This is a genomic window from Rhodococcus sp. NPDC058639, from assembly GCF_042717545.1.
Lineage (GTDB): Bacteria > Actinomycetota > Actinomycetes > Mycobacteriales > Mycobacteriaceae > Rhodococcus.
Window position 1 is genome coordinate 164,611 of record NZ_JBHXRF010000004.1, and the last position, 22,062, is coordinate 186,672.

Annotated in this window: 17 protein-coding genes; 7 read left to right on the forward strand and 10 right to left on the reverse strand. The window is 67.6% G+C overall.

Annotated elements, in window-relative coordinates; translation table 11 throughout:
- Window positions 1-2 precede the first annotated feature (2 nt).
- Entirely contained in the window at window positions 3-809 is an 807-nt protein-coding gene (locus ACFWU2_RS09040; protein ID WP_378604188.1) for an HAD family hydrolase, read from the forward strand.
- A gap of 24 nt (window positions 810-833) precedes the next feature.
- Here the strand turns inward: ACFWU2_RS09040 and ACFWU2_RS09045 are convergent, their stop codons facing one another.
- From ACFWU2_RS09045 to ACFWU2_RS09065, 5 genes are all read right to left on the reverse strand, one after another.
- The gene (locus tag ACFWU2_RS09045; RefSeq protein ID WP_378604192.1) at window positions 834-3,269 is read right to left on the reverse strand and encodes a phosphoketolase; all 2,436 of its coding nucleotides are present in this window, start codon (window positions 3,267-3,269) and stop codon (window positions 834-836) included.
- A gap of 102 nt (window positions 3,270-3,371) precedes the next feature.
- The gene (locus ACFWU2_RS09050; protein ID WP_378604195.1) at window positions 3,372-4,346 is read right to left on the reverse strand and encodes a pirin family protein; all 975 of its coding nucleotides are present in this window, start codon (window positions 4,344-4,346) and stop codon (window positions 3,372-3,374) included.
- Between the two features lie 83 nt (window positions 4,347-4,429).
- Entirely contained in the window at window positions 4,430-5,620 is a 1,191-nt protein-coding gene (locus tag ACFWU2_RS09055; protein ID WP_378604198.1) for an RNA polymerase sigma factor, read from the reverse strand.
- A gap of 7 nt (window positions 5,621-5,627) precedes the next feature.
- Entirely contained in the window at window positions 5,628-6,035 is a 408-nt protein-coding gene (locus ACFWU2_RS09060) for a YciI family protein (protein WP_378604207.1), read from the reverse strand.
- A gap of 44 nt (window positions 6,036-6,079) precedes the next feature.
- Window positions 6,080-7,087, reverse strand: coding sequence for a DMT family transporter (locus ACFWU2_RS09065; RefSeq protein WP_378604210.1), 1,008 nt, complete (start codon window positions 7,085-7,087; stop codon window positions 6,080-6,082).
- Here ACFWU2_RS09065 and ACFWU2_RS09070 point away from each other — a divergent pair.
- Window positions 7,086-8,492 carry a PLP-dependent aminotransferase family protein gene (locus tag ACFWU2_RS09070; protein ID WP_378604213.1) on the forward strand — a complete coding sequence of 469 codons (1,407 nt, stop codon included), beginning with the start codon at window positions 7,086-7,088 and terminating at the stop codon, window positions 8,490-8,492. The genes ACFWU2_RS09065 and ACFWU2_RS09070 overlap by 2 nt on opposite strands.
- A gap of 43 nt (window positions 8,493-8,535) precedes the next feature.
- Here ACFWU2_RS09070 and ACFWU2_RS09075 read toward each other — a convergent pair whose 3' ends face one another.
- The 4 genes from ACFWU2_RS09075 to ACFWU2_RS09090 all read right to left on the reverse strand — a co-directional run bounded on the left by ACFWU2_RS09075 (window position 8,536) and on the right by ACFWU2_RS09090 (window position 15,966).
- On the reverse strand, window positions 8,536-9,600 hold the full coding sequence (locus tag ACFWU2_RS09075; RefSeq protein WP_378605164.1) for an integrase: 1,065 nt from the start codon (window positions 9,598-9,600) through the stop codon (window positions 8,536-8,538).
- Between the two features lie 116 nt (window positions 9,601-9,716).
- The gene (pepN, locus tag ACFWU2_RS09080; RefSeq protein ID WP_378604216.1) at window positions 9,717-12,206 is read right to left on the reverse strand and encodes an aminopeptidase N; all 2,490 of its coding nucleotides are present in this window, start codon (window positions 12,204-12,206) and stop codon (window positions 9,717-9,719) included.
- Window positions 12,207-12,280: 74 nt separating this feature from the next.
- The gene (locus ACFWU2_RS09085; protein WP_378604219.1) at window positions 12,281-14,236 is read right to left on the reverse strand and encodes an ABC transporter ATP-binding protein; all 1,956 of its coding nucleotides are present in this window, start codon (window positions 14,234-14,236) and stop codon (window positions 12,281-12,283) included.
- On the reverse strand, window positions 14,233-15,966 hold the full coding sequence (locus ACFWU2_RS09090; RefSeq protein ID WP_378604223.1) for an ABC transporter ATP-binding protein: 1,734 nt from the start codon (window positions 15,964-15,966) through the stop codon (window positions 14,233-14,235). Before ACFWU2_RS09090 ends, ACFWU2_RS09085 begins: the two co-directional genes overlap by 4 nt.
- A gap of 364 nt (window positions 15,967-16,330) precedes the next feature.
- Here ACFWU2_RS09090 and rox point away from each other — a divergent pair, with 364 nt between their 5' ends.
- From rox to ACFWU2_RS09110, 4 genes are all read left to right on the forward strand, one after another.
- Window positions 16,331-17,758, forward strand: a complete 1,428-nt coding sequence (gene rox / locus ACFWU2_RS09095; protein WP_378604226.1) for a rifampin monooxygenase — start codon at window positions 16,331-16,333, stop codon at window positions 17,756-17,758.
- A gap of 56 nt (window positions 17,759-17,814) precedes the next feature.
- Complete coding sequence (locus ACFWU2_RS09100; RefSeq protein ID WP_378604229.1) at window positions 17,815-18,402, forward strand: DJ-1/PfpI family protein; 588 nt, start codon at window positions 17,815-17,817, stop codon at window positions 18,400-18,402.
- A 64-nt stretch (window positions 18,403-18,466) separates the two neighbouring features.
- Window positions 18,467-19,234 carry a MerR family transcriptional regulator gene (locus ACFWU2_RS09105; RefSeq protein ID WP_378605167.1) on the forward strand — a complete coding sequence of 256 codons (768 nt, stop codon included), beginning with the start codon at window positions 18,467-18,469 and terminating at the stop codon, window positions 19,232-19,234.
- Window positions 19,235-19,678: 444 nt separating this feature from the next.
- Window positions 19,679-20,773: a hypothetical protein gene (locus tag ACFWU2_RS09110; protein WP_378604232.1), complete on the forward strand. Its 1,095-nt coding sequence runs from the start codon at window positions 19,679-19,681 to the stop codon at window positions 20,771-20,773.
- A gap of 63 nt (window positions 20,774-20,836) precedes the next feature.
- Here the strand turns inward: ACFWU2_RS09110 and ACFWU2_RS09115 are convergent, their stop codons facing one another.
- On the reverse strand, window positions 20,837-21,466 hold the full coding sequence (locus ACFWU2_RS09115) for a class F sortase (protein WP_378604235.1): 630 nt from the start codon (window positions 21,464-21,466) through the stop codon (window positions 20,837-20,839).
- Between the two features lie 29 nt (window positions 21,467-21,495).
- On the opposite strand from ACFWU2_RS09115, the gene ACFWU2_RS09120 reads away from it, so the two are divergent.
- On the forward strand, window positions 21,496-21,840 hold the full coding sequence (locus ACFWU2_RS09120) for a hypothetical protein (RefSeq protein ID WP_378604238.1): 345 nt from the start codon (window positions 21,496-21,498) through the stop codon (window positions 21,838-21,840).
- The last annotated feature ends 222 nt before the right edge of the window (window positions 21,841-22,062 follow it).

Here is a 22,062-nt window from a genome sequence, read left to right on the forward strand (position 1 = left end):
CGATGAGTGAGCACGGTCTACGCGGCGCGATCTTCGATGTCGACGGGGTGCTCGTCGACTCGCCACACGAGCACGCCTGGCGAGAGAGCCTCCGGGACCTGATGCTCGGCGAATGGGCGCCGATCCGCGACAGCAGCTCGTGGTCGGAGGACGCATTCACGCCCGTGGTCTACCAGGAGGTGATGTCGGGCCGGCCGCGCATGGAGGGCGCCGGTGCCGCGTTGCGGTACTTCGGGATTCCGGACGACGACGAACATCTCCACACCTATGCGGACCGCAAGCAGGATCTGCTGATCCGCTTGATCGACGACGGCAGATTCCGGGCGTACCCGGACGCCTTGCGGTTCGTGCTCGCGATCCGGGCCGCTGGTGTCCCCATCGCCGCAGCGTCGTCGTCGAAGAACGCGTTCCGATTTCTGCGGGCCGTCCGGATGGATGTGTTCGCGCGGGACGAGGGCCTCGACACAGCCTCCATCGACGAGGGCGCCACGCTGAGCGACATGTTCGACGCAGACCTCTCCGGTCGTGATTTCGCCCGCGGGAAGCCGGATCCCGAAATATTTCTCACCGCTGCCGCCGAACTCGGCGCCCCGGCGGAAGCATGTGTGGTCGTCGAAGACGCGGTGAGCGGAATCGAAGCAGCCGAAGCCGGACACATGCTGTCGATCGGGATCGCGCGCGCCGACGACGAGCGCGGCCTCGCCGAAGCCGGTGCCGACCTCGTGGTCACCTCACTCGATCAGGTCGATGTCGCTCGTCTCGTCCGCGGTGAGCCCGTCTTGCGGCGTCCGGAAACAGATCTCGCCTGAACGGGTTGTCCGCGGGACCCCCGTTCAGGACGAGGATCGCACGGCGTCCGTCCCGCGCCACTTCCACTGGGTGACCTCCGGCATGTCTTCGCCGTGGGTGCGGATGTAGCGGTGATGCTCGGCGAGCGTGTTCAGCAGGTCTTCGCGGGCATGCCCGGCGATGGGACGGATGCGGTCGACCCGGTCGATGACGTCCTTCGCGAGATGGAATCGGTCGATCCGGTTGAGGACGCACATATCGAACGGTGTCGTGGTGGTGCCTTCTTCGATATAGCCGCGCACATGGATGTTGTCGTGGTTGGTGCGGCGGTAGGTGAGGCGGTGAATCAGCCACGGGTATCCGTGGTAGGCGAAGATGACCGGCTTGTCGGTGGTGAACAGGGAGTCGAAGTCGGCGCCGGGCAGACCGTGGGGATGTTCCCGGTCGTCGTGCAATCTCATGAGATCGACGACATTGACGACGCGGATCTTCAGGTCCGGGAAGTATCCGAGAAGAATCTCGACCGCTGCGAGGGTTTCCTTCGTGGGTACGTCTCCGGCGCATCCGAGGACGACGTCGGGCTCCGCGCCCCCGTCGGTCGATGCCCACTCCCAGATGCCGATTCCCTTGGTGCAGTGGGTGACAGCCGCATCCATGTCGAGGTACTGCAATTCCGGTTGCTTGCCCGCGACGATCACGTTGACGTATTGACGGCTGCGGAGACAATGATCGGCGACGGACAACAGGGTGTTGGCGTCCGGCGGCAGATAGACCCTGATGACCTCGGCTTTCTTGTTGACGACGTGGTCGATGAAGCCGGGGTCCTGGTGGGAAAAGCCGTTGTGGTCCTGCCGCCACACATGTGAAGTGAGCAGGTAATTCAGGGACGGGATCGGTTTGCGCCACTCGATGCGGTTGGTGGTGCGCAGCCACTTCGCGTGCTGGTTGAACATCGAATCCACGACGTGGACGAATGCCTCGTAGCAGGAGAAGAGCCCGTGCCGTCCGGTGAGCAGGTATCCCTCGAGCCAGCCCTGGCACATGTGTTCGGAGAGCACCTCCATCACGCGCCCGTCGGGCGCGAGATGGTCATCTCCCGGCACCGTCCGGGCATTCCAGGTCCGATCCGTGACCTCGAGGACGGCGTTGAGCCGGTTGGAATTGTTCTCGTCCGGGGCGAACATCCGGAAGGTGGACGGATTGCGCACCATCACGTCGCGGAGGAAGTCGCCGAGCACACTGGTCGCTTCGGCGATCTCGTTCCCGGGTGTGCCGACGGGGACGGCGTAGTCGCGGAAATCGGGACACGCGAGGTCCCGGAGGATCTCACCGCCGTTGGTGTGCGGGTTGGCGCTCATCCGCCGTGCGCCCGAAGGGTGCAGGTCACGGATCTGCGGGACTGGAGCACCGTCGTCGTCGAACAGTTCTTCGGGCCGGTAGCTCCGCATCCACTCTTCGAGGATCAGGCGGTGCCCGGCGTCGTTGCGGGCGTTGCCGAACGGCACCTGGTGCGCGCGCCAACTGCCTTCGATCGGAGTGCCGTCGACCTCAGCGGGGCCGGTCCAGCCTTTGGGTGACTGCAGCACGATCATCGGCCATGCCGGGCGCTCCGTATCGCCGGTCCGGCGCGCGTGCTCCTGGATTTCGTCGATCCGGTTCAGCGCCCGGTCGAGTGCCGACGCGAAGGCCCTGTGCATCTCGGCCGGGTCGGAGCCGGCCACCACGATCGGGTCGTGACCGTAGCCGCGCAGCAGTGAGTCGAGTTCCCCGGGGTCGATACGCGCGAGGACCGTGGGGTTGGCGATCTTGTAGCCGTTGAGGTGCAGGATCGGGAGGACGGCGCCGTCACGGCGCGGATCGACGAATTTGGTGGAGTGCCAGCTCGCGGCGAGCGGACCTGTTTCGGCTTCGCCGTCCCCGATCACGGCAGCGACGACCAGATCGGGGTTGTCGAACGCAGCCCCGTACGCATGGGCGAGTGAGTACCCCAGTTCGCCGCCCTCGTGGATGGAACCCGGGGTTTCGGGGGCGACGTGACTCGGAATGCCTCCGGGGAAGGAGAACTGACGGAACAGGCGAGCCATCCCGGCTTCGTCCTGTGAGACCTCCGGATAACGTTCGCTGTAGGTGCCTTCGAGCCACCCCGCCGCGACGGGGCCCGGGCCACCGTGGCCGGGACCCATCACATAGATCATGTCGAGGTCGCGGGCGGTGATGACCCGGTTGAGGTGGGCGTAGATGAAGTTGAGTCCGGGCGTGGTCCCCCAGTGCCCCAGCAGGCGGGGTTTGATGTGATCGGGCCGGAGTGGTTCCCGCAGAAGCGGATTGTCCATGAGGTAGATCTGACCCACGGACAGATAATTCGCTGCGCGCCACCATGCGTCGAGATCGTGGAACTCGGAGTCGACCGGAACCGTCTCCTCGCTGCTCGCCGCTGTACGTGACCCTGCTGTTCGTGACTCCGCTGTACGTGACTGCATTGCTCTCCTCGGTCGCCCGGCGGCAGGTCGGTCCGTGCCCGGACCGGGTACCCGCCGGGTGCGCGCCTCACGCATGGGTGCGACGCGCCCCCGGACGGCGAGTTACTGCGTCGGCCCTGCGAGTCCGCCGGTTGCGGGGACGGAGCCGAAGCGTCCCGCCTGGAAATCCTCGAACGCGGCGATCACCTCGGCCTTCGTATTCATCACGAAGGGCCCCGCCATCGCCACGGGTTCACGAATCGGCTTGCCGCCCAGGACGAACACCTCGAGCGTGTCGGTACGCGAGTCCTGCCGGCCGGCCGCATCGATCGTCAGGGTGTCGCCGCGACCGAAGACCACGGTCTGCCCGGAGTGGATCGGCCGGCGGTCGGCGCCGGCGGAGCCGTCCCCTGCCAGCACGTAGGCCAAGGCATTGAACTCCGCATTCCACGGCACGGTCACGCGCGCACCGCGCGCCAGGCTCACGTGCAGCAGGGTGATCGGGGTATGTGTGGAGCCCGGTCCGCGGTGCCCGTCGAGGTCGCCGGCGATCACGCGGATGAGCGCTCCACCGTCCGGTGAGGACAGCAAGGTGACGCGGTCACGGGAGATGTCCTGGTAGCGAGGTGCAACCAGTTTGTCGTCACGAGGCAGATTCACCCACAGTTGGACCCCGTGGAACAGGCCGCCACTGGTCACCACGCGCTCGGGTGGCGCTTCGATGTGCAGGATGCCGCCACCGGCCGTCATCCATTGGGTGTCGCCGTCCGAGATGGTGCCTCCTCCCCCGTGCGAGTCCTGGTGCTCCATGATTCCGTCGATCATGTAGGTCACGGTTTCGAAGCCGCGGTGCGGATGCCACGGGGTGCCTTTCGGTTCGCCGGGTGCGTAGTGCACCTCACCCATCTGGTCCATGTGGATGAACGGGTCGAGGTGCCGCATCTCGATGCCGGCGAAGGCGCGGTGGACGGGAAACCCTTCACCCTCGAAGCCGCGAGGAGCGGTGGTCACCGACAGCACCGGTCGAGGCAGCGCGGAAGGCACCGGATCGGTGATGCGGGGAAGGGCAAGGATGTTGTCGACGGTCACGGCGGGCATGTGGACTCTCCCTCGATGCGGAAATAATTGACTTCTCAACTACCTTGCCCACCTCAACACCACGGCGTCGATTTTGTTCCCGATCAGCGCGGCCTGCCGGTGTTGAGCCGCGCGGCCTGCCGCACGAGGTGCTCGCGCTCGGCCAGGTTGGGCGCGGCGCGGGCGGCCTCGGCATACAACCGGGCTGCCGTTGCCGGGTCGCCGTCACGTTCGTGGAGATACGCCGCGACCGCCCGGTACCGCGGCAACGAGTCGTCCAGTTCGGCGAGCGCCGCCAGCCCGGCACGCGGTCCGTCCGCCTCCCCGACCGCCACCGCGCGGTTGAGCCGGACGACAGGATTGTCGGTCAACCGCGTGAGTTCGTCGTACCACTCGACGATCTGCACCCAGTCGGTCTCCTCGGCGGTGGGAGCGTCGGCATGGAGAGCCGCGATAGCCGCCTGCGCCTGATACTCGCCGAGCCGGTCGCGGGCGAGTGCCCCCTGCAGAATGTCGATCCCCTCGGCGATGGACGCGGTGTCCCACCGGCTGCGGTCCTGCTCCGCAAGCGGGATCAGGCTGCCGTCCGCCGAGAGCCGGGCGTCGCGCCGCGCGTGATGGAGCAGCATCAAGGCGAGCAATCCCTGCACTTCGGGATGATCGATGACCGCTGCGAGTTGCCTCCCGAGCCGGATCGCTTCGCCGGCGAGATCGACATCGCCCGAATATCCCTCGTTGAACACCAGATAGAGCACGCGAAGCACGGTGGCGACATCGCCGGGCCGGTCGAAACGCACGCCGGAGACCATGCGTTTCGCCCTGCTGATGCGCTGCGCCATCGTCGCCTCGGGCACCAGATACGCCTGCGCGATCTGCCGCGTGGTCAGACCGCCCACCGCGCGCAAGGTCAGTGCGACCGCCGACGACGGAGTCAGCACCGGGTGAGCGCACAGGAAGTAGAGCGCGAGGGTGTCGTCCACCGCAGCCGGTGGCGCAGCGCCGCGCGCGTCCGATACTCCACCGCCGGAACCGCGTTCGGCCGTCGCGAGGTCCTGGGCGACGAGCGCTTCACGCCGCCGACGCGCCGCGTCTGCACGGGTCGCGTCGAGGAACCGCCGCCAGGCCACTGCGACGAGCCACCCCTTGGGGTCGTCGGGCGGATCGTCCGGCCACACCCTCAGGGCTTCGATCAGTGCGTCCTGGACGGCGTCCTCGGCCGCCGCGAATTCTGCTCCGCGGCGGCCGAGGATGCCGAGCACCACCGGAGTGAGGTGCCGGAGTTCGGTTTCGTTCACTCCGGGGTCACTCCGTGACGGTGGGCGGCGCAGTCAGGAACGGACGTACTTCGAGCCATTCGTGAATCGGCTTTCCCCCCGCGCCGGGGGCGGCGGAGAGTTCACCGGCCAGAACGAGAGCCCGCTCGTAGCTGTCGACGTCGATCACCATCCAGCCGGCGATGAGGTCCTTGGTCTCGGCGAACGGTCCGTCCGTGACGGGTGGGCGGCCTTCCCCGTCGTACCGGACGAACGTGCCCTCCGGGGCGAGTGCCTGTCCGTCGACGAACTCGCCGGTCCGTTCGAGTCGTGCGGCGAAATCGTTCATGTACCCGATGTGGTCGGATACTTCGTCCGGTGCCCACTGATCCATCGGCACGTCGTTGACGGCCGCCGGAGCGCCGCGGTAGTGCTTGAGCAAGAGATACTTGGCCATCGTCTTCTCCTCGCTTCCGGTGTGACCCATTGTGGTCGCACTCGCTACGGAGACGGAGCAGGTGACGGATTCTCGACATTGCAGCGCGAAACGTTGCAGCGCGAACTTTCTTCCGCGCGGGAATGCGACTGGGTCGCGGCGCGCGTGCGTACGGCGGTCGCGGCACACAGGATCACGACGAGTCCTCCGCCGACGACCGGCCAGGTGAGGTGTTCGTGCAGGATCAGCGCGGCCCAGCAGATGGTCATGACGGGCTGGGTGAGCTGGATCTGGCTGACCTGCGCCATGGGGCCGATCGCCAGACCCCGGTACCAGGCGAAGAAACCCAGGAACATGCTCACGATTCCCAGATACGCGAAGGCGCCCCATTCGGGGAGCGTGCCGGTGGGCATCTGATCCGTCATCGACAGTCCGGTGAGCGCGACGGTCAACGGTGTACTCAGCACGAGTGCCCAGGAAATGGTCTGCCACGCGCCGAGTTCCCGGGAGAGCAGTCCGCCTTCGGCGTAGCCGATGGCAGCCGCGATCACGGCGCCGAAGAGCAGTAGGTCGGCTCCCTCGAGACCCGCGAATCCGCCGGTCTGCAGGCTCGCGAACACGAGCGCGGCGACCGTCCCGATACCCGCGGTGGCCCAGAACGCCGCGGGCGGTCGCTCCCGTCCGCGCAGAACTGCTGCCACGGCGGTCGCGGCGGGCAGGATCGCCACCACCACGGCTCCGTGGCTCGCCGGCACGGTCGTCAGGGCGTACGACGTCAGGAACGGGAAGCCGATGACCACCCCGCCCGCGACGGCGGCCAGCCGTATCCATTGGGAGCCGTGGGGGCGCACCTGGCGGGTGAGCAGCAGGGCGATCGCGGCCAGTAGTCCGGCGACGACCGCACGACCGGCGCCGACGAACAACGGTGTCATCGCGCCGTTCTCGACCACCAAGCGGGTCATCGGGAGCGTGAAGGAGAATGCGACCACACCGAGTAGTCCCCACCGGAGTCCGTGCTCGGGCGACGATAACGCAAGCCCGCTGGGAATGATAGCGCTACTCTTGTGTCTCATGAATGATAGTAGCAGCGCGCGGATCGTCGCCGGACTCGAGCGCTGGATCGCCTCGGCATCGCCCGGCGCGCAACTACCGTCGACGCGGGCGCTCGTCGAGCAGTACGGCGCGAGCCCGGTGACCGTGCAGAAAGCCCTCCGCGCGCTGCAGGCCAAGGGCGCGGTGGAGAGCCGTCCCGGTGTCGGCACCTTCGTGCGCGGCACCCGGCTCGCGCATTCCACCGACTTCGGCTGGCAGACCGCGGCCTTGGGCACGCCTCAGCACCGCATCCCCCGCTTTTCCTCGGCCCTGCGCAGCGTCCCGAACGATGTGATCGCCCTGCACTCGGGTTACCCGGATCGAGAGCTGCTTCCGGAGCGACTGGTTAGGGGTGCGTTCGGGCGTGCCGCACGCAGCGACGCCGCCATCGCTCGCCCACCCGCAGCGGGGATTCCGGCGCTTCAGGCGTGGTTCGCCGGAGAACTCGGCGCGGTGACGCCCCTCGGGGTGGCTGCCCCGTCCGCGAGTGACGTCATCATCACTCCGGGTAGCCAGGGCGGTCTCGGCGCCGCGTTCCATGCCCTCGTCGGAACCGGGAACCCGTTGCTGGTGGAGTCACCCACGTATTGGGGCGCGATGCTCGCGGCGGCCCGGGCCGGGGTCCGCCTCGTACCCGTTGCCGGTGGCCCCGCGGGTCCCGATCCCGACGAACTCTCCCGGGCGTTCGAGCGGACCGGCGCCCGGGCGTTCTATGCCCAGCCCAATTTCGCGAACCCGAGCGGCGCGCAATGGTCGCCCGCGTTGACCGAACACGTACTCGACCTGGTCCGGGACGCGGGGGCCTTCCTCATCGAAGACGATTGGGCGCACGACTTCGGGATCACCACCGACGCGCACCCGGTCGCCGCTCTCGACGACAGCGGGCATGTCGTCTACCTCCGGTCCCTGACCAAGAGCGTGTCGCCGTCCGTGCGCGTCGCTGCCGTCGTCGCCCGCGGACCGGCCCGCGACCGTATCCTCGCCGAGGTGCAGGCGCAGTCGATGTACGTCAGCGGGATGCTTCAGGCAGTGGCCTGGGATGTCGTCTCACAACCTGCCTGGCGTACCCACCTTCGCGGGGTCCGGCACCAACTCGCCTCGCGCAGGGACCTGCTCATCACCGCGGTCCGGGAGCACGCACCGTCCGCGCAGATCGAGGTGGTACCGCCCGGTGGTCTCCACCTGTGGGCACGGCTTCCCGACGGCACCGACCTGCCCGGGCTCGTCCGTGAATGCGAAGCCAGGGGTGTCGTCGTGGCGCCCGGCGACGAGTGGTTTCCTGCCGAGCCCACCGCTCCGCACCTGCGGCTCAACTATTCCGGAGCGAACCCCGGGTCGTTCCCCGACGCAGCCCGGGTCCTCGGCGACGTGCTGGCGGGCCGCTGATTTCCCGAACTCTGAGGCAGCCAGGGGCGCGACGACGGATCCGTCAGAGTCCGAGGTGGGTGACCGCGTTGCCGACCAGTCCGGCGTGGTGCCGGCTGTAGAGCGCGACCATGCGTTCGTCGGCGTGACCGGTCTGCGTCATGATCGTCTGCGTGGTTGCCCCGTTGCGGACGGCTTGGGTGACGAACCCGGCGCGGAGACTGTGCCCGCCGAGGGTCGCGACCAGGTCGGGACTGAATCCTGCCCGGAGCGCGCGGCGCTGGATCATCGAGTGCACGGACTGACCGGTCAGTGCTCCCCCACCGAGTGATCCGGAGCGGTGGACGGGCCGGAACAACGGCCGGTCCGCGTCCGTCGTGTCGACGGAAAAGCCGCGGCAACAGTGGTTGTCGACAGGAATGCCGTCGGCGGCGAGGAGTTCGGCGACCGCGGCGCGGCCCCCGTCGTCCCACGCGTCGAGTACCTCGCGCCAGCGCCGGTACGCGCACACCGGGCAGGTGTGGGGATCGGAACCGTACGGCACGGTCACCGTACGGCCCCGGGCTTCACGGTCTGTCTTGGAGCGGCGCACCGTCACGTACAGCCCGTCGGCACGGTGCGGCACCACGTCAGAGACGGTGAGCGCGGACAGTTCGCTGCGGCGCAACGCGCCGGCGAGGCCGATGAGCAGAAGCGCCGAATCGCGCCGCTCGGCGGCACGGTCCGGCCATCCGCCCTCGCGCGCGGTGGTCCGCATGTCGGCGAGGATGCTGCGGATGTCGTCGGTGAGCAGCGGTGTCCGCCGAGCCGGTGGGGTGGCGCGCTCACGGCGGATGCCGCGCAACAGATCCCGCACGCTTTCGTGTTGCCCGGGTCGCGGGTGCCCGGCCAGGGCGTGGAGCTTGTTGATCGTGGACACCCAGCGGGACAGGGTCGACGGTGCGTACGCCCAGCGGCCGTCGGGCCGGAGTTCGGCGGCCTTCTCGGTGAGAAACCACCCCACCTGTTCGGGCGTGGCAGGGAGAGGAGCGTGCCCGGTGCTCTCACACCAGCGCGTGAAGATCGCCCAATCGCTCAGGTGCGCCGCGCGGGTGTTTCCGGAGGCCGCCTTGTCCCGCAGGCGCCGCATCGCGTCCGCGACAGTGTCCGGCACGGCCGGAGCGACGGTGCCGGGCACGGTCGGAGCCGACGATGCAGCTAGGTCACCCGCGACGACGTCCGGGACGGATCGCGGATCGAGTCCGGTCACGGCGTGTTGAGTTTCTGGACGCGCAGGTCCCGGGCCAGATGGTCACGTTGCTCGACGACCAGACGCCGCAACGCCGCCGGCGCATCGGAATTGGCGGCCAGCCAGGCGTCCACCGGTTCGAGGGTATCGGCGAGCGGGAAGAGACCCACGACGATCCGGCGGGCGATTTCTATGCTCCGGTCGGCCCAGGTGTCGCGCAGCACCGCGAAGTAGTCGGCGTCGTACGGGGCAGTGAGGTCGCGCCGCGCACCCGCCCGGAAACCACCGATGACGGCGTCGAGGTGATCGTTGGTGAGAGTGCGGTCCGCGAGGACCGACGCCCAGGCGTGGGCCTTCACATCGGCGCGGGGTCGCGCGGCCAGTGCCCGCAGGTATGCGGTGCGTCCGGTTGCGGTCTCGTCGAGGCGCAACTCCTCGGCGAGGTCGCTTTCGTCGGCGTTCCCGGTCGCGCTCAGCGCCGTCCACAGCGCCCAGCGCAGATCGGGGTCGAGCGCCAACCCGGTAGGCGCCCCGCTGCCCTCGAGGATGCCGCGGATATCGGCGGCGCGATGGTCCGCGGTCTCGGCCGCCGCGGCCACCGCCCGCGCGAAGGACAGTTGCGCACCGCTGCCGGGTTCCGCAGCGAAAAGGCCCGCCCACACGGCCTCGAGCCACGCGGCGCGCGCCGACGGCCGCGCGGCGGCCGGGAGGTAGTGCTCGATGGCGGCCGGTGCGTTCGCCAGGACCGACGCGAGCAGTGCCAGGTTCTCCTCGCTCGGCGAGAAGCGTTGTGCCATCGACACGTACCGCGCCGCGGCGAGTTCTCCGTCGCGGGTGGCGTTCCACAGTGCCGACCACACCAGCCCGCGTGCAAGCGGGTCACGGACCCGGTCGAGGGAATCATCGACGGTGGCGAGCGAGTGCTCGTCGAGCCGAATCTTCGCGTAGGTGAGGTCGTCGTCGTTGAGCAGCGTCAGCGGTGCGTCGGGCAGGTCGATGCGGGTGCGGCTCTCGGCGACGTCGAGTTCCCGGCGTTCGGTACGGACGAGGTCGCCGGCATCGTCGAAGTCGTAGATGCCGACCGCGAGACGGTGCGGACGCGGTGTGGATTGCACGATCTCGCAGCGGTCACCGGCCCGTTCGAAGCTCAGTGTGGTCACGCCGGTGGTCTGCAGCCATTGCCGGGCCCACTCGGCCAAGTCGCGTCCGGACGCCGCGGACAGTTCGGAGAGCAGGTCGCCGAGGGTGGTGTTCCCGAAAGCGTGTGCGCGGAAGTAACGCCGGATGCCGTCGAAGAACGCGTCGCGGCCGACATACGCGACCAACTGCTTCAAGACGCTGGCGCCCTTCGCGTAGGTGATGCCGTCGAAGTTGAGTTTGGCGGCTTCGAGGTCGACGATGTCGGCGACGATCGGGTGGGTGGTGGGCAGTTGGTCCTGCAGGTACGCCCACGCTTTGCGCCGGTTCGCGAACGAGACCCAGGCGGCACGGAACTCGGTTGCCTCGGCGCTGACCAGCGCCCCCATGTAGTCGGCGAAGGACTCCTTGAGCCACAGGTCGTCCCACCACTTCATCGTGACGAGATCGCCGAACCACATGTGCGCCATCTCGTGCAGGATCGTGTTCGCCCGCCCTTGGCGTTGCGCGTCGGTGGCGGCCCCGCGGAACACATAGGCCTCGGTGAAGGTGACACATCCCGGGTTCTCCATCGCGCCGAGGTTGTACTCGGGGACGAACACCTGGTCGTACTTGGTGAAGGGATACGGGAAGTCGAAGTGGTCGGCGTAGTAGTCCATCCCCTGCGCGGTGATCTCGAGGATCTCGTCGCCGTCGAGATGCTCGGCGAGGGAGGCGCGGCACAACACGCCCAACGGAACTTCGAGGTCTCCCCTGGCCCAGGTCGAGTCGACCCGATGGTAGGGACCGGCGACGATCGCGGTGATGTACGTCGAGATCGGCAGGGTCGGCGCGAAGGTGACCGTCTGTGTGCCCTCGGTGGACCGCTGTCGCTCGGCGACCTGATTGGAGAGCACCTGCCAGTGCTCGGGGGCGGCCACCGCAAACGTGAACGGTGCCTTGAGATCCGGCTGTTCGAAGCACGGGAACACCCGGCGGGCGTCGGCCGGTTCGTACTGGGTGTAGAGGTAGGTTTCCCCGTCGACGGGGTCGACGAACCGGTGCAGGCCCTCCCCCGAGCGGCTGTATCGTCCGGTCGCGGCGACACTCACCACGTTGATTTCGCGAAGACTGCCGATGGTGATGCGCGCTCCGTCGTACACCACGGGGACGGATTCGCCGTTGACGGTGACGGACTCGACCGAGTCACCGAGGAAATCGATCCAGGTCTCGTCGGTGGAGGACGTGAACTCGATCGTCGTCACCACCGGGAAGTTCGTGCGTTGCGCGTCCACCGCGCCGCGCAGGTCGAGTTCGACCTCGTACGAGTGCACGTCGACGGCACGGGCGCGTGCAGCGGTTTCGGATCGGGTCAGGTTCGCGGAACTCACGGCCTCGATCCTGCCACTGTGACGCCGAATTCGTGGCGTCGGGCCGCTCGTGCGGGGTTGTCGGGGTGCACTCGTCACGCATGCTCGACGGTCGACGCCGGCCCCGCACCCACCGGCGCGTCCGCCGGGCCGGTGAACTGGCTGAGATACAGCTCGTAGTAGGCGCCGCGGGCGGCGAGCAACTCCTCGTGGTTGCCCTGCTCGACGATGTGCCCGTCCTCCATGACCACGATGACGTCGGCATCACGGATGGTCGACAGGCGGTGCGCGATCACGAAACTCGTGCGATCCGTGCGCAGAGTCGCCATCGCCTGCTGGATCAGCAGCTCGGTGCGGGTGTCCACGGAACTCGTCGCCTCGTCGAGAATGAGCACGACCGGCTTCGCGAGGAATGCGCGCGCGATGGTGATCAGCTGCCGTTCACCGGCGCTGACCCCGCCGCCTTCTTCGTCCAGCAGGGTGTCGTACCCGGCGGGCAGGGAGCGCACGAAATGGTCGACGTGGCTCAACTCGGCGGCTTCCCGCACTTCCTCCGGGGACGCGGACGGATCGCCGTATGCGATGTTGTCGTAGATCGTGCCGCCGAAGAGCCAGGAGTCCTGCAGGACCATCCCGGTGCGCTCCCGCAGGTCGTCGCGGGTCATGGCCGTCGAATCCACACCGTCGACGCGGATCGTTCCCGAGTCGACGTCGTAGAACCTCATGATGAGGTTGACCAGGGTCGTCTTGCCCGCACCGGTGGGGCCGACGATGGCCACCATGTGGCCGGGCTCGGCCACCAGCGACAAGTTCTCGATGAGCGGTTTGTCGGGCACATACCGGAACGAGACGTCCTCGAATTCGATGCGTCCGTTGTTGGTCGACGGGCTCTGCGGCCGGGCGGGATCGGGGGTCTGCTCGTCGGCGTCGAGGATGTCGAAAATGCGTTCGGCGGAGGCGACTCCGCTCTGGAGGAGGTTGAACATCGCACCGATCTGGGTGAGCGGCTGAGTGAACTGGCGTGAGTACTGGATGAAGGCCTGCACCGACCCCAAGCTCAGTGAACCCGAGGCGACCTGTAGCCCACCGACGACGGCGACCGCGACGAAATTCAGGTTGCCCATGAACATGATGGCCGGTTGCACCAGGCCCGAGATGAACTGGGCCCGCCAGCTCGAGTCGTAGAGCTTGTCGTTGCGGGTGTCGAACTCCTGCTCGACCTCGGCCTGCAGTCCGAACACCTGCACGATGTCGTGACCGGTGAATGCTTCCTCCACCTGGGCGTTGAGTTTTCCCGTCGAGGACCACTGCGCGGAAAAATGCGGTTTGGACCTGCGTGCGATCAGGGCCGTTGCTCCGAGCGCCAACGGGACCGTCACGAGCGCGATGAGTGCGAGCAGTGGTGAGATCCAGAACATCATGAACAGGATCGCGACGACGGTGAGGACCGAGTTGAGTGCCTGCGAGATGGTCTGTTGCAGGCTCTGGGACAGATTGTCGAGGTCGTTGGTGACCCGACTGAGCAGGTCACCGCGCGGCATCGTGTCGTAATAGCGCAACGGCAACCGGTGCAGCTTCGCTTCGACATCCGAGCGCAACCCCCGGATCGTGCCGACCACGACGATGTTGAGCAGATAGGCGCCGATCCACGACAGCAGCGCGGTGCCCAGGTACAGCCCGAGCACGATCATCAGAACCTGACCGACGGCCGAGAAGTCGACGCCCACACCGGGGGTGAGGTCCATCGACGCCACCATGTCCGCGAATGTGTCCTGCCCCTGCGCGCGAAGTCCGTCGACGGCCTCGTCCTTCGTGGCACCGGCCGGAAGCATCCGCCCGACCACGCCGTTGAAGATCAGGTCGGTGGCGTGGCCGAGAACCCGGGGTGCGATCGCGGACAGGATCACCGATCCGACGGTGGCCACGAGCACGGTAACCACGAAACCGCGGTAGGACACCAGACGGTGCATCAACCGTTTCACCGACGGCCCGAAGGACCGGGGCTTCTGTATCGGCACGGTGGCCGCGTGCCGTGCGGCGGGGCCCGTCATACCTGCTCCCCGACCGCGAGCTGCGAACCGACGATCTCGGCGTAGGTCGGGCACGTTTCCACCAGCTCGTCGTGCCGGCCCAGTCCGGCGATCCGTCCGCGATCGAGTACCACGATCTGGTCGGCGTCGATGATGGTCGATACGCGCTGGGCCACGATGATCACCGCAGCCGACCCGGTGACCGGCCGCAGAGCGGACCGCAGGCGCGCGTCGGTCGACAGGTCGAGCGCGGAGAACGCGTCGTCGAACACGTAGACGGCGGGTCTTCGGACGAGCGCCCGGGCGATCGCCAGACGCTGGCGCTGCCCACCCGAGACCGTGGTGCCGCCCTGGGCGACGGGAGTATCGAGGCCCAGCGGCATCGCACGCACGAACTCGTCGGCCTGCGCGATACGGAGCGCCTCCCAGATCTCCTCGTCCGTCGCATCACGTTTCCCGTGCCGCACATTCGAGGCGATGGTGCCGGAGAACAGGTACGCCCGTTGCGGGACCAATCCGATCACCGATCGCAGTGTGTCGGGATCGAGTTGCCTGACGTCGGTGCCGCCGACGAGCACCGACCCGGCCGTCGCATCGATCAGGCGCGGCACCAGCCCCACCAGAGTGGTCTTCCCCGAGCCGGTCGACCCTACGACGGCCGTGGTCGTGCCGGGCGCGACGAGGAAGGTGAGGTCGTGCAGTACCGGCTGATCGGCACCCGGGTACCGGAACTCGGCGCCGCGAAATTCGACCGACGCCGGATCCCCGGCGAATCCGGCCGGGTCGGCCGGCCGCACCACCGACGTTTCGGTGGCGAGGACATCCCCGATCCGGTCCGCGCAGACGGCCGCTCTCGGGGCCATCATCGCCAGGAACGACGCCATCATCACCGAGATCATGATCTGCACGACGTAGGTGATCATCGCGCTCAGCGCGCCGATCTCCACGCTCCCGTCGGACACGGCGTGGCCGCCGAACCAGATGATCCCCACGGTCGTCACGTTGGTGATGAGCATGACCGCCGGAAACATCAGTGCCATCATTCGCCCGACCCGCAGGGTCGCGTCGGCCAGTTTGTCGTTGGCGACCCCGAAGCGCTCCATCTCGTGGCGTTCCCGGACGAAGGCACGCACGACCCGGATGCCGGTGATCTGTTCGCGGAGGACGCGATTCACGCTGTCGAGGAACGCCTGCATCGAGCGGAATCCGGGGATCGTCACCCGAATGATCAGGCTCATCGTCAGACCGAGGACGGGCACCGCCACCACCAGGAGCCAGGCCAGCCCCGGCGCGACGCGCATGCCCATGACGATTCCGCCGATGCACATGATCGGCGCGGTGACGAGAACGAACGAACTCATCACCAGGAGAAGCTGGATCTGCTGAACGTCGTTGGTGTTCCTGGTGATCAACGACGGAGCGCCGAAGGTGCCGACTTCCCGCGCGGAGAAGGTGTTCACCCGGTGCAGGAGATCGTGCCGGATGTCGCGGCCGGCGGCGAGCGCGCCGCGGGCACCGAAGTACTGCCCGGAGACGGTGCAGATCACCTGCAGCAGCACTACCACGAGCATCCACCCGCCGATGCGCATGATGTATCCGGTGTCGCCCTTCGCAACGCCGCTGTCGATGATGTCGGCGTTGAGCGTCGGGAGGTAGAGCATCGCAGCCGTCGCGACGGACTGCAGCGCTACCACTGCGACGACGTACGCGCGATAACGCGACAGGTACGCGACGATCAGACGGGTCAGCATGGTGTGATCACCCTCACAACGGTAACCACAACTCGGCGCAGATGCCGGATGTCACCCATTCGCCCGGCCGGGGACTGTGCCCCGTCCCGCGCGTGACCACATGCGGATCGACGGGTGCGGCCGGACGGATCCACACGGATCGGCAACACGGGAGGCAGATCCGGAAACGACGAAGGCAAGGAGTCGTGCACTCCCTGCCCCTTTCAAGATATAGCTCACCCCCGGTCTTGCGGCAAGACCCCCGGTGTACTGCACAATCCCCATTCGAGGCCGGGACCTGCGCAAATACAGGGTTATGCGACATCCATGCTTCACAGTCGCCTCTGGCAGGCGCCGGATCCACTTCGGACGAACGGGGATTCTCATGATCGACGTCATCGTGGTCGGGGGCGGGCCGACCGGCATGATGCTGGCCGCCGAACTTCGGTTGCACGGATTGCAGGTGGTCGTACTGGAACAGGACACGGAGCCGACCCCGGTCGTGCGTTCGCTCGGGCTGCACGCGCGCAGCCTCGAAGTGATGGACCAGCGCGGACTGCTCGAGCGGTTCCTTTCGCACGGAAAGAAACACCCCGTGGGCGGTTTCTTCGCGGGCATTCCCGCACCGGCCCCGGAGGGTCTGGACACCGCACACCCGTACGTCCTCGGCATCCCGCAGCCCGTCACCGATCGCCTGCTGGCCGAACGTGCATCCGAACTGGGCGCGTCGATCCGGCGCGGCTGCACGGTCGTCGGACTCGAGCAGGACGACGACGGCGTCACCGCTGTGCTGACGGACGGAACACGGCTGCGCTGCCGGTATCTGGTGGGCTGCGACGGTGGTCGCAGCACGGTGCGCACGTGGCTCGGGGTTGCGTTCCCCGGTGAACCGTCCACGGTGGACACGTTGCTGGGCGAGGTGGAGCTGACCGCGACACCGGAGACGATCGACACCGTGAGCGCCGAAGTCCGAAAGACGCAACTGCGATTCGGCGCGATGCCCCTGGGCGACGGGCGCTACCGCGTCATCGCGCCGGCTGCCGGGGTGGCCGAGGACCGCAGGACCCCACCGACCCTCGACGAACTCAGGTACCAGTTGCGGAGTGTCTCGGGCACGGACTTCGGCGCACATTCACCCCATTGGCTGTCCCGTTTCGGCAACGGCACCCGGTTGGCGGAGCGTTATCGCGTCGGCCGGGTGCTGCTGGCCGGCGACGCCGCGCACATTCACCCACCAACCGGTGGACAGGGACTCAATCTCGGTGTCCAGGACGCGTTCAACCTCGGCTGGAAGCTGGCTGGCGCCGTGTGCGGGTGGGCGCCGGAGGCACTGCTGGACACCTACCACGCCGAGCGGCACCCGGTCGCCGCCGACGTGCTCGACACCACCCGCGCGATGATGGAGTTGATGTCCGCCGAACCGGGCCCGCAGTCTGTGCGCCGCCTGATGACGCAACTGATGGATTTCGACGTGGTGAACCGCTTCCTGGTCGAAAAGGTCACCGCGATCGGAGTCCGCTACGACCTCGGCGACCCGCACGATCTGGTGGGCAGGCACATGCGGGATGTACACCTCGAACACGGCCGGCTCTACGAGCAGATGCACGCCGGTCGAGGACTGTTGCTCGACCGCACCGGCCGCCTCTCGGTGGCGGGCTGGGCGGACCGTGTCGACCGCATCGTCGATCCCTGTGAGGAACTGGATGTGCCCGCGGTGCTGCTGCGGCCGGACGGTCACGTGGCGTGGGCTGGCGAGGACCAGCGGGATCTGGAGAGTCGCCTCAGCCGGTGGTTCGGCGCACCGGCCCGCTGAAGGTCCCTGCCGATCGCGCGCACTCACGGCGCGGCCGGCGACGATACGATCGCGCCGTGACAGCGACTCGGTACGGCATCCTCGTCTACGACGACGTCGAGGTGCTCGATGCGTTCGGCCCGTTCGAGGTGTTTTCGGTGGCCGCGCGGCTCTCGGCAGGCAGTCCGCGGGGAAGTGCCGGTGCGGTACTCGTGTCCGCATATCCGGATCGGTCGATCGTCACCGCCCGCGGCGGTCTTCGGGTGTGCACCGACGTATCGATTGCCACCGCACCGGAATTCGATGTTCTGCTCGTGCCGGGCGGTGTCACGCAGGTCGCGGAGACCGACCCGGACCTGCTTGCCTGGATCGCCGCGCGATCGTCGACACCGATCGTCGCCTCGGTGTGTACCGGGGCATTCCTGCTCGCCGTCGCGGGTGTGCTCACCGACCACCGCGTCACCACTCACTGGGACGACCTGGCTGAACTCGCGCGCCGCTTTCCCGAGTTGACGGTGCTGGACGGGCCGCGCTGGGTGCACGATCGAGGCATCTACACCTCCGCCGGTATTTCGGCAGGAATCGACCTCGCCCTGCACCTGGTCTCCCTCGTCGACGACGACCTCGCGCTCCGTGTGGCCCGGCAGATGGACTACCGCGGATAAGGGGATCGGGGTTCGGCTTGACCTTCGAGTCGACTCGAAGGTTTACCGTCGAAGTGTGGGCACGATGCTGATCTCCCAGTTCGCCGAACACACCGGCGTCCCAGCGACCACCTTGCGGTATTACGAATCCGCGGGGCTGGTCCCTGCGGGCCGGACCGACAGCGGATATCGCGTCTACGAGGACCGGGATTTCGACCGCGTCCGGTTCATTCAGGCAGCCAAGCATCTTGGACTCGCTCTCGGCGAGATCCGTGAATTGCTCGCGGTGTGGGAGCACGGTTCCTGCGCAGAGGTGCGTGCTCGGCTACGGCCGAAGACGGCTGCACGCCTGGACGACACCGATGCGCGGACCGCTGAACTCACCGCATTCGCCGACACACTTCGGCGAGCACTCACGCGACTCGACGACATGCCCGATCGCGCCGAGCCGTGCGATGCCGCCTGCTTCGTCCATGCATCGGAAACTCGCATTCAGGCACTCCACCTGCCTCTCACCCCATCGCGCGTCGGGGGCACCGGGCAGTCCGCACCGCCGATCGCCTGCTCCCTCGGCGGCGCCGACCATCGCACCCGCGCGCATCGATGGCGGCGGCTGCTCGCCGGCGCTGTCCGTGAACCGAGCGCGGCAGGGGTTCGGTTGCGACTGCCCGTCGACCGAGCAGGTGCTATCGCCCAACTCGCCGCCGCAGAGCAGCAGTGCTGCCCGTTCTACGACTTCACCCTGCACCTGGGAGGTAGCCAGGTGGTTCTCGAGATAGAGGCGCCGCCGGAAGCTGCGGGGATGGTGCGCGAGTTGTTCGGCGAGGGCGCACGCGCTCACCCGGATCACTGAGCGTCGGTTGCAGGTTCGCGGTCGACACCAGCGCATGTCGAGGTGCGCCGACGCCCACCCACCCGGCACTCCCACCCGGCACCGCTGCCCACTTTTTTCTCCCCCCTGAGACTCGCCGTCTGCTAGGTCTCGCGTGCGCATGAAGGGGGGTGCACAGTTTTTCGCACCGGTCGGTGAGTAACTCACCATAAGAGGGAATTATGACGATCAGGAGTTCGGTGCCTGCGGCGCTTACTGGACGCTCAAAACGGTGCCTCTGACCGAAGCAGCCGCGTTACGTATCCGTTTCATATCGGCGCATGTCCACTATCTTCCCAGTTCAACAGGTTTCATTTCATTTCATTGCGTATTACATTTCGTTCTTGTACGGATATGAAATATAGATTAAGGTCGTTCGTAGCCCGATAAGCGGCGTTGGCCGCAATCCCAGACACCGAGGACTCCATGAGCGCCCCCTCCCCCGATACCTCCCGCCCGGAAAACGCCCACGCCGGGAACTCGTCTGGGCAACCTGAGGCTGCACCCGCGCGCGTGGGCCGGCCCCGCAAATACGCGTCGGCGGCCGATCGGGTACGTGCCCACCGCGAGCGCGAACGGGCCAAGAAACAAGCGGCTCTCTCCCCCGCCGCCGCGCAGGCATCCACACCCGACGATGCGATTTCCACCCTGGCCACCACCACGACGGCGTTGCGGACTCTCACCGCGACGACACTCGAGCAGTACGCAGCTATCGCCACCCGTATCACCGAAGCGGTCGACAAGCTCACCGACGCAGAGGCCGTCGAAGCACAGATGACCAGGGCGGCGACCGAACTGGCCAAGGTCCGCGCCGACGCCGATGCCAAGATCGCGCGATTGCGGGAACAGCTCGCGCAGGCCACGGAGGATCGCGAAAATGCCGATGCGGCGGTCGTCGCTGTCGACGCCGAACTCGCGGACGCGCGGACCGCACACGCCGAACAGGTCCGTCAGCTCCAGCAGGCGCATCAGGAAGAGCTCACCCGGGTGAGCGACGACCATGCCGACACCCTGCAGCATCTCCAGGGCCGGCTCGCGGATGCGGAGTCCGAGCACCACCGAGTCGCCGCCGAGTATCGGGAGACCATCGAGGAACTCGAGGCCGACCTCACCGGGTGCCGTCGGGCGCTCGACGACATCGCCGCCGAACGAGATCGCGTCCGTGCGGAACTCTCCGACACACGCGACGAACTCGGTCGGGTGCGGGCCGCGCTCGAACGGGCGTCTGCAACCGTCGCCCGCCTCGAGTCCGAGTTCGGCGCCGAACGCGACCGGAACGCCGAGCTTCGGGATCACCTCGAGCAGGCCCGGGTCTCGGCTGCCACCTCCCGCGCCGCGGAGACGGCCTCCCGTGAGCGCAGCGACGAGCTGCGGGCCGAGTTGAACGATCTGCGCACCGAACTCGCCGGGTGCCGGGCAGAACTCGATGCCGCGCGCACGGAACTCGTGCGAGCACGAATGACCGCGGATTCGGTGAAGCGCCCGCGCGACGATTCGGCAGGCGTCGACCCACAGAAGTGACGGGCGGCCGTTGCGCTCGGCCTCCGTATTCCATTCGGGCGCTGAGCCGTTGCTGGCCGCAGGCTACGGGGCAGGTACGTCGGCGACGTGACCGGTCGGCACCGCGAACACGAAGTCGTTGTTCGCGTAGCCGAGCGGCGGTCCGACGAATTCCCCGCCGCAGGTGACGAGCAGCAGCGTTTCAGGACCGTCGAGCCGGTTGAGTTCGTCGAGCGGGAGGTTTCCCTCCTTGCCCACGCTCAGCAACCGGTCCACGCGGTATTCACGTGCGCGCCCGTCACCGGCCGACACGATCAATTCGTCACCTTCGCGCACGTCGGCGAATCGTGCCGCGAACCCGTCCCCTTGATCGACATCGTCGACGTGTCCGGTCACCACGATCGCACCGCTCCCCCCGCCGGGCATCGCAGAGTCCACCCACCAGCCGAGTCGCGAAACATCTTGCGGGGGCAGCAATGTGCCGCTCGAGTCGGTGGCGACTGGGTCGGTCGGCGCGGTGACGCCGTCGAGCGTCAGGGATACCGGTGCTGCCGGGTCGTCGGCGATCGCCGCGACCGGTGGCGGCATGTCCTTCTTGCCCTCCGCCACCGAGGCCGGGACGGAGGCGGTATCCGGATCGGAGGTGGTGGCGCAGCCGCCCAGAAACACGAGGGCGGCTGCGCACACAACGGTGATGCTCGGTCGTGCCCGCATGTCAGCGACCGTAAATCGATCCGGCAGGGATGGATTGCACCGGCACCCGCGCATCGGGATCGCGATGGACCGGCGGCGCACTCGGACTATCCGGAACCGGGGCGTGCGGCGGCACGGTGCTGTGCGGGTGCGTCGGTTGCGGCGTCGTCGATGACGGCGGTTTCGTGGGCGGTGGTGTGGTCGTCGGTGGTTTCGTCGTCGGTGGTTTCGTCGTCGGCGGTGGAGTTGTTGTAGGCGGCGGCGTGGTCGACGGGGGTTTCGTCGTCGGTGGCGGAGTCGTTGTAGGCGGTGGCGTCGTCGACGGCGGTGGCGTCGTCGTGGGCTGGGTCGTTGCCACCGTCGGTGCGGACTCTTCGGTACTGTCCGAGGGTTGAGCGCCGGCTCCGCCGGCGACAGCCACGAGCAGTGTGGTTCCGAACAGCGCGGCGAGGAATGGAGATGCTTTTCGCATGGTGGGTGCCTCAATTCGATGACCGAATAGATGGGTACCCCGACGTATGACATGTCGCAGCGACGCCCGTCGGCGTTAACGATTCCGGAAGTCGAGACCCACCCGACGCAACTCCGATACCGCGCCGTGTCTTCTCTGCCGCGCC

Excerpts from the sequence above, each read along its gene's own strand:
- ACFWU2_RS09040 (WP_378604188.1), top strand. The coding sequence starts at position 3 with ATGAGTGAGCACGGTCTACGCGGCGCGATCTTCGATGTCGACGGGGTG.
- ACFWU2_RS09045 (WP_378604192.1), bottom strand. The coding sequence starts at position 3,269 with ATGCAGTCACGTACAGCGGAGTCACGAACAGCAGGGTCACGTACAGCG.
- ACFWU2_RS09050 (WP_378604195.1), bottom strand. The coding sequence starts at position 4,346 with ATGCCCGCCGTGACCGTCGACAACATCCTTGCCCTTCCCCGCATCACC.
- ACFWU2_RS09060 (WP_378604207.1), bottom strand. The coding sequence starts at position 6,035 with ATGGCCAAGTATCTCTTGCTCAAGCACTACCGCGGCGCTCCGGCGGCC.
- ACFWU2_RS09070 (WP_378604213.1), top strand. The coding sequence starts at position 7,086 with ATGAATGATAGTAGCAGCGCGCGGATCGTCGCCGGACTCGAGCGCTGG.
- ACFWU2_RS09065 (WP_378604210.1), bottom strand. The coding sequence starts at position 7,087 with ATGAGACACAAGAGTAGCGCTATCATTCCCAGCGGGCTTGCGTTATCG.
- ACFWU2_RS09075 (WP_378605164.1), bottom strand. The coding sequence starts at position 9,600 with ATGCGGCGCCTGCGGGACAAGGCGGCCTCCGGAAACACCCGCGCGGCG.
- ACFWU2_RS09085 (WP_378604219.1), bottom strand. The coding sequence starts at position 14,236 with ATGACGGGCCCCGCCGCACGGCACGCGGCCACCGTGCCGATACAGAAG.
- ACFWU2_RS09090 (WP_378604223.1), bottom strand. The coding sequence starts at position 15,966 with ATGCTGACCCGTCTGATCGTCGCGTACCTGTCGCGTTATCGCGCGTAC.
- rox (WP_378604226.1), top strand. The coding sequence starts at position 16,331 with ATGATCGACGTCATCGTGGTCGGGGGCGGGCCGACCGGCATGATGCTG.
- ACFWU2_RS09105 (WP_378605167.1), top strand. The coding sequence starts at position 18,467 with ATGCTGATCTCCCAGTTCGCCGAACACACCGGCGTCCCAGCGACCACC.
- ACFWU2_RS09110 (WP_378604232.1), top strand. The coding sequence starts at position 19,679 with ATGAGCGCCCCCTCCCCCGATACCTCCCGCCCGGAAAACGCCCACGCC.
- ACFWU2_RS09115 (WP_378604235.1), bottom strand. The coding sequence starts at position 21,466 with ATGCGGGCACGACCGAGCATCACCGTTGTGTGCGCAGCCGCCCTCGTG.
- ACFWU2_RS09120 (WP_378604238.1), top strand. The coding sequence starts at position 21,496 with ATGGATTGCACCGGCACCCGCGCATCGGGATCGCGATGGACCGGCGGC.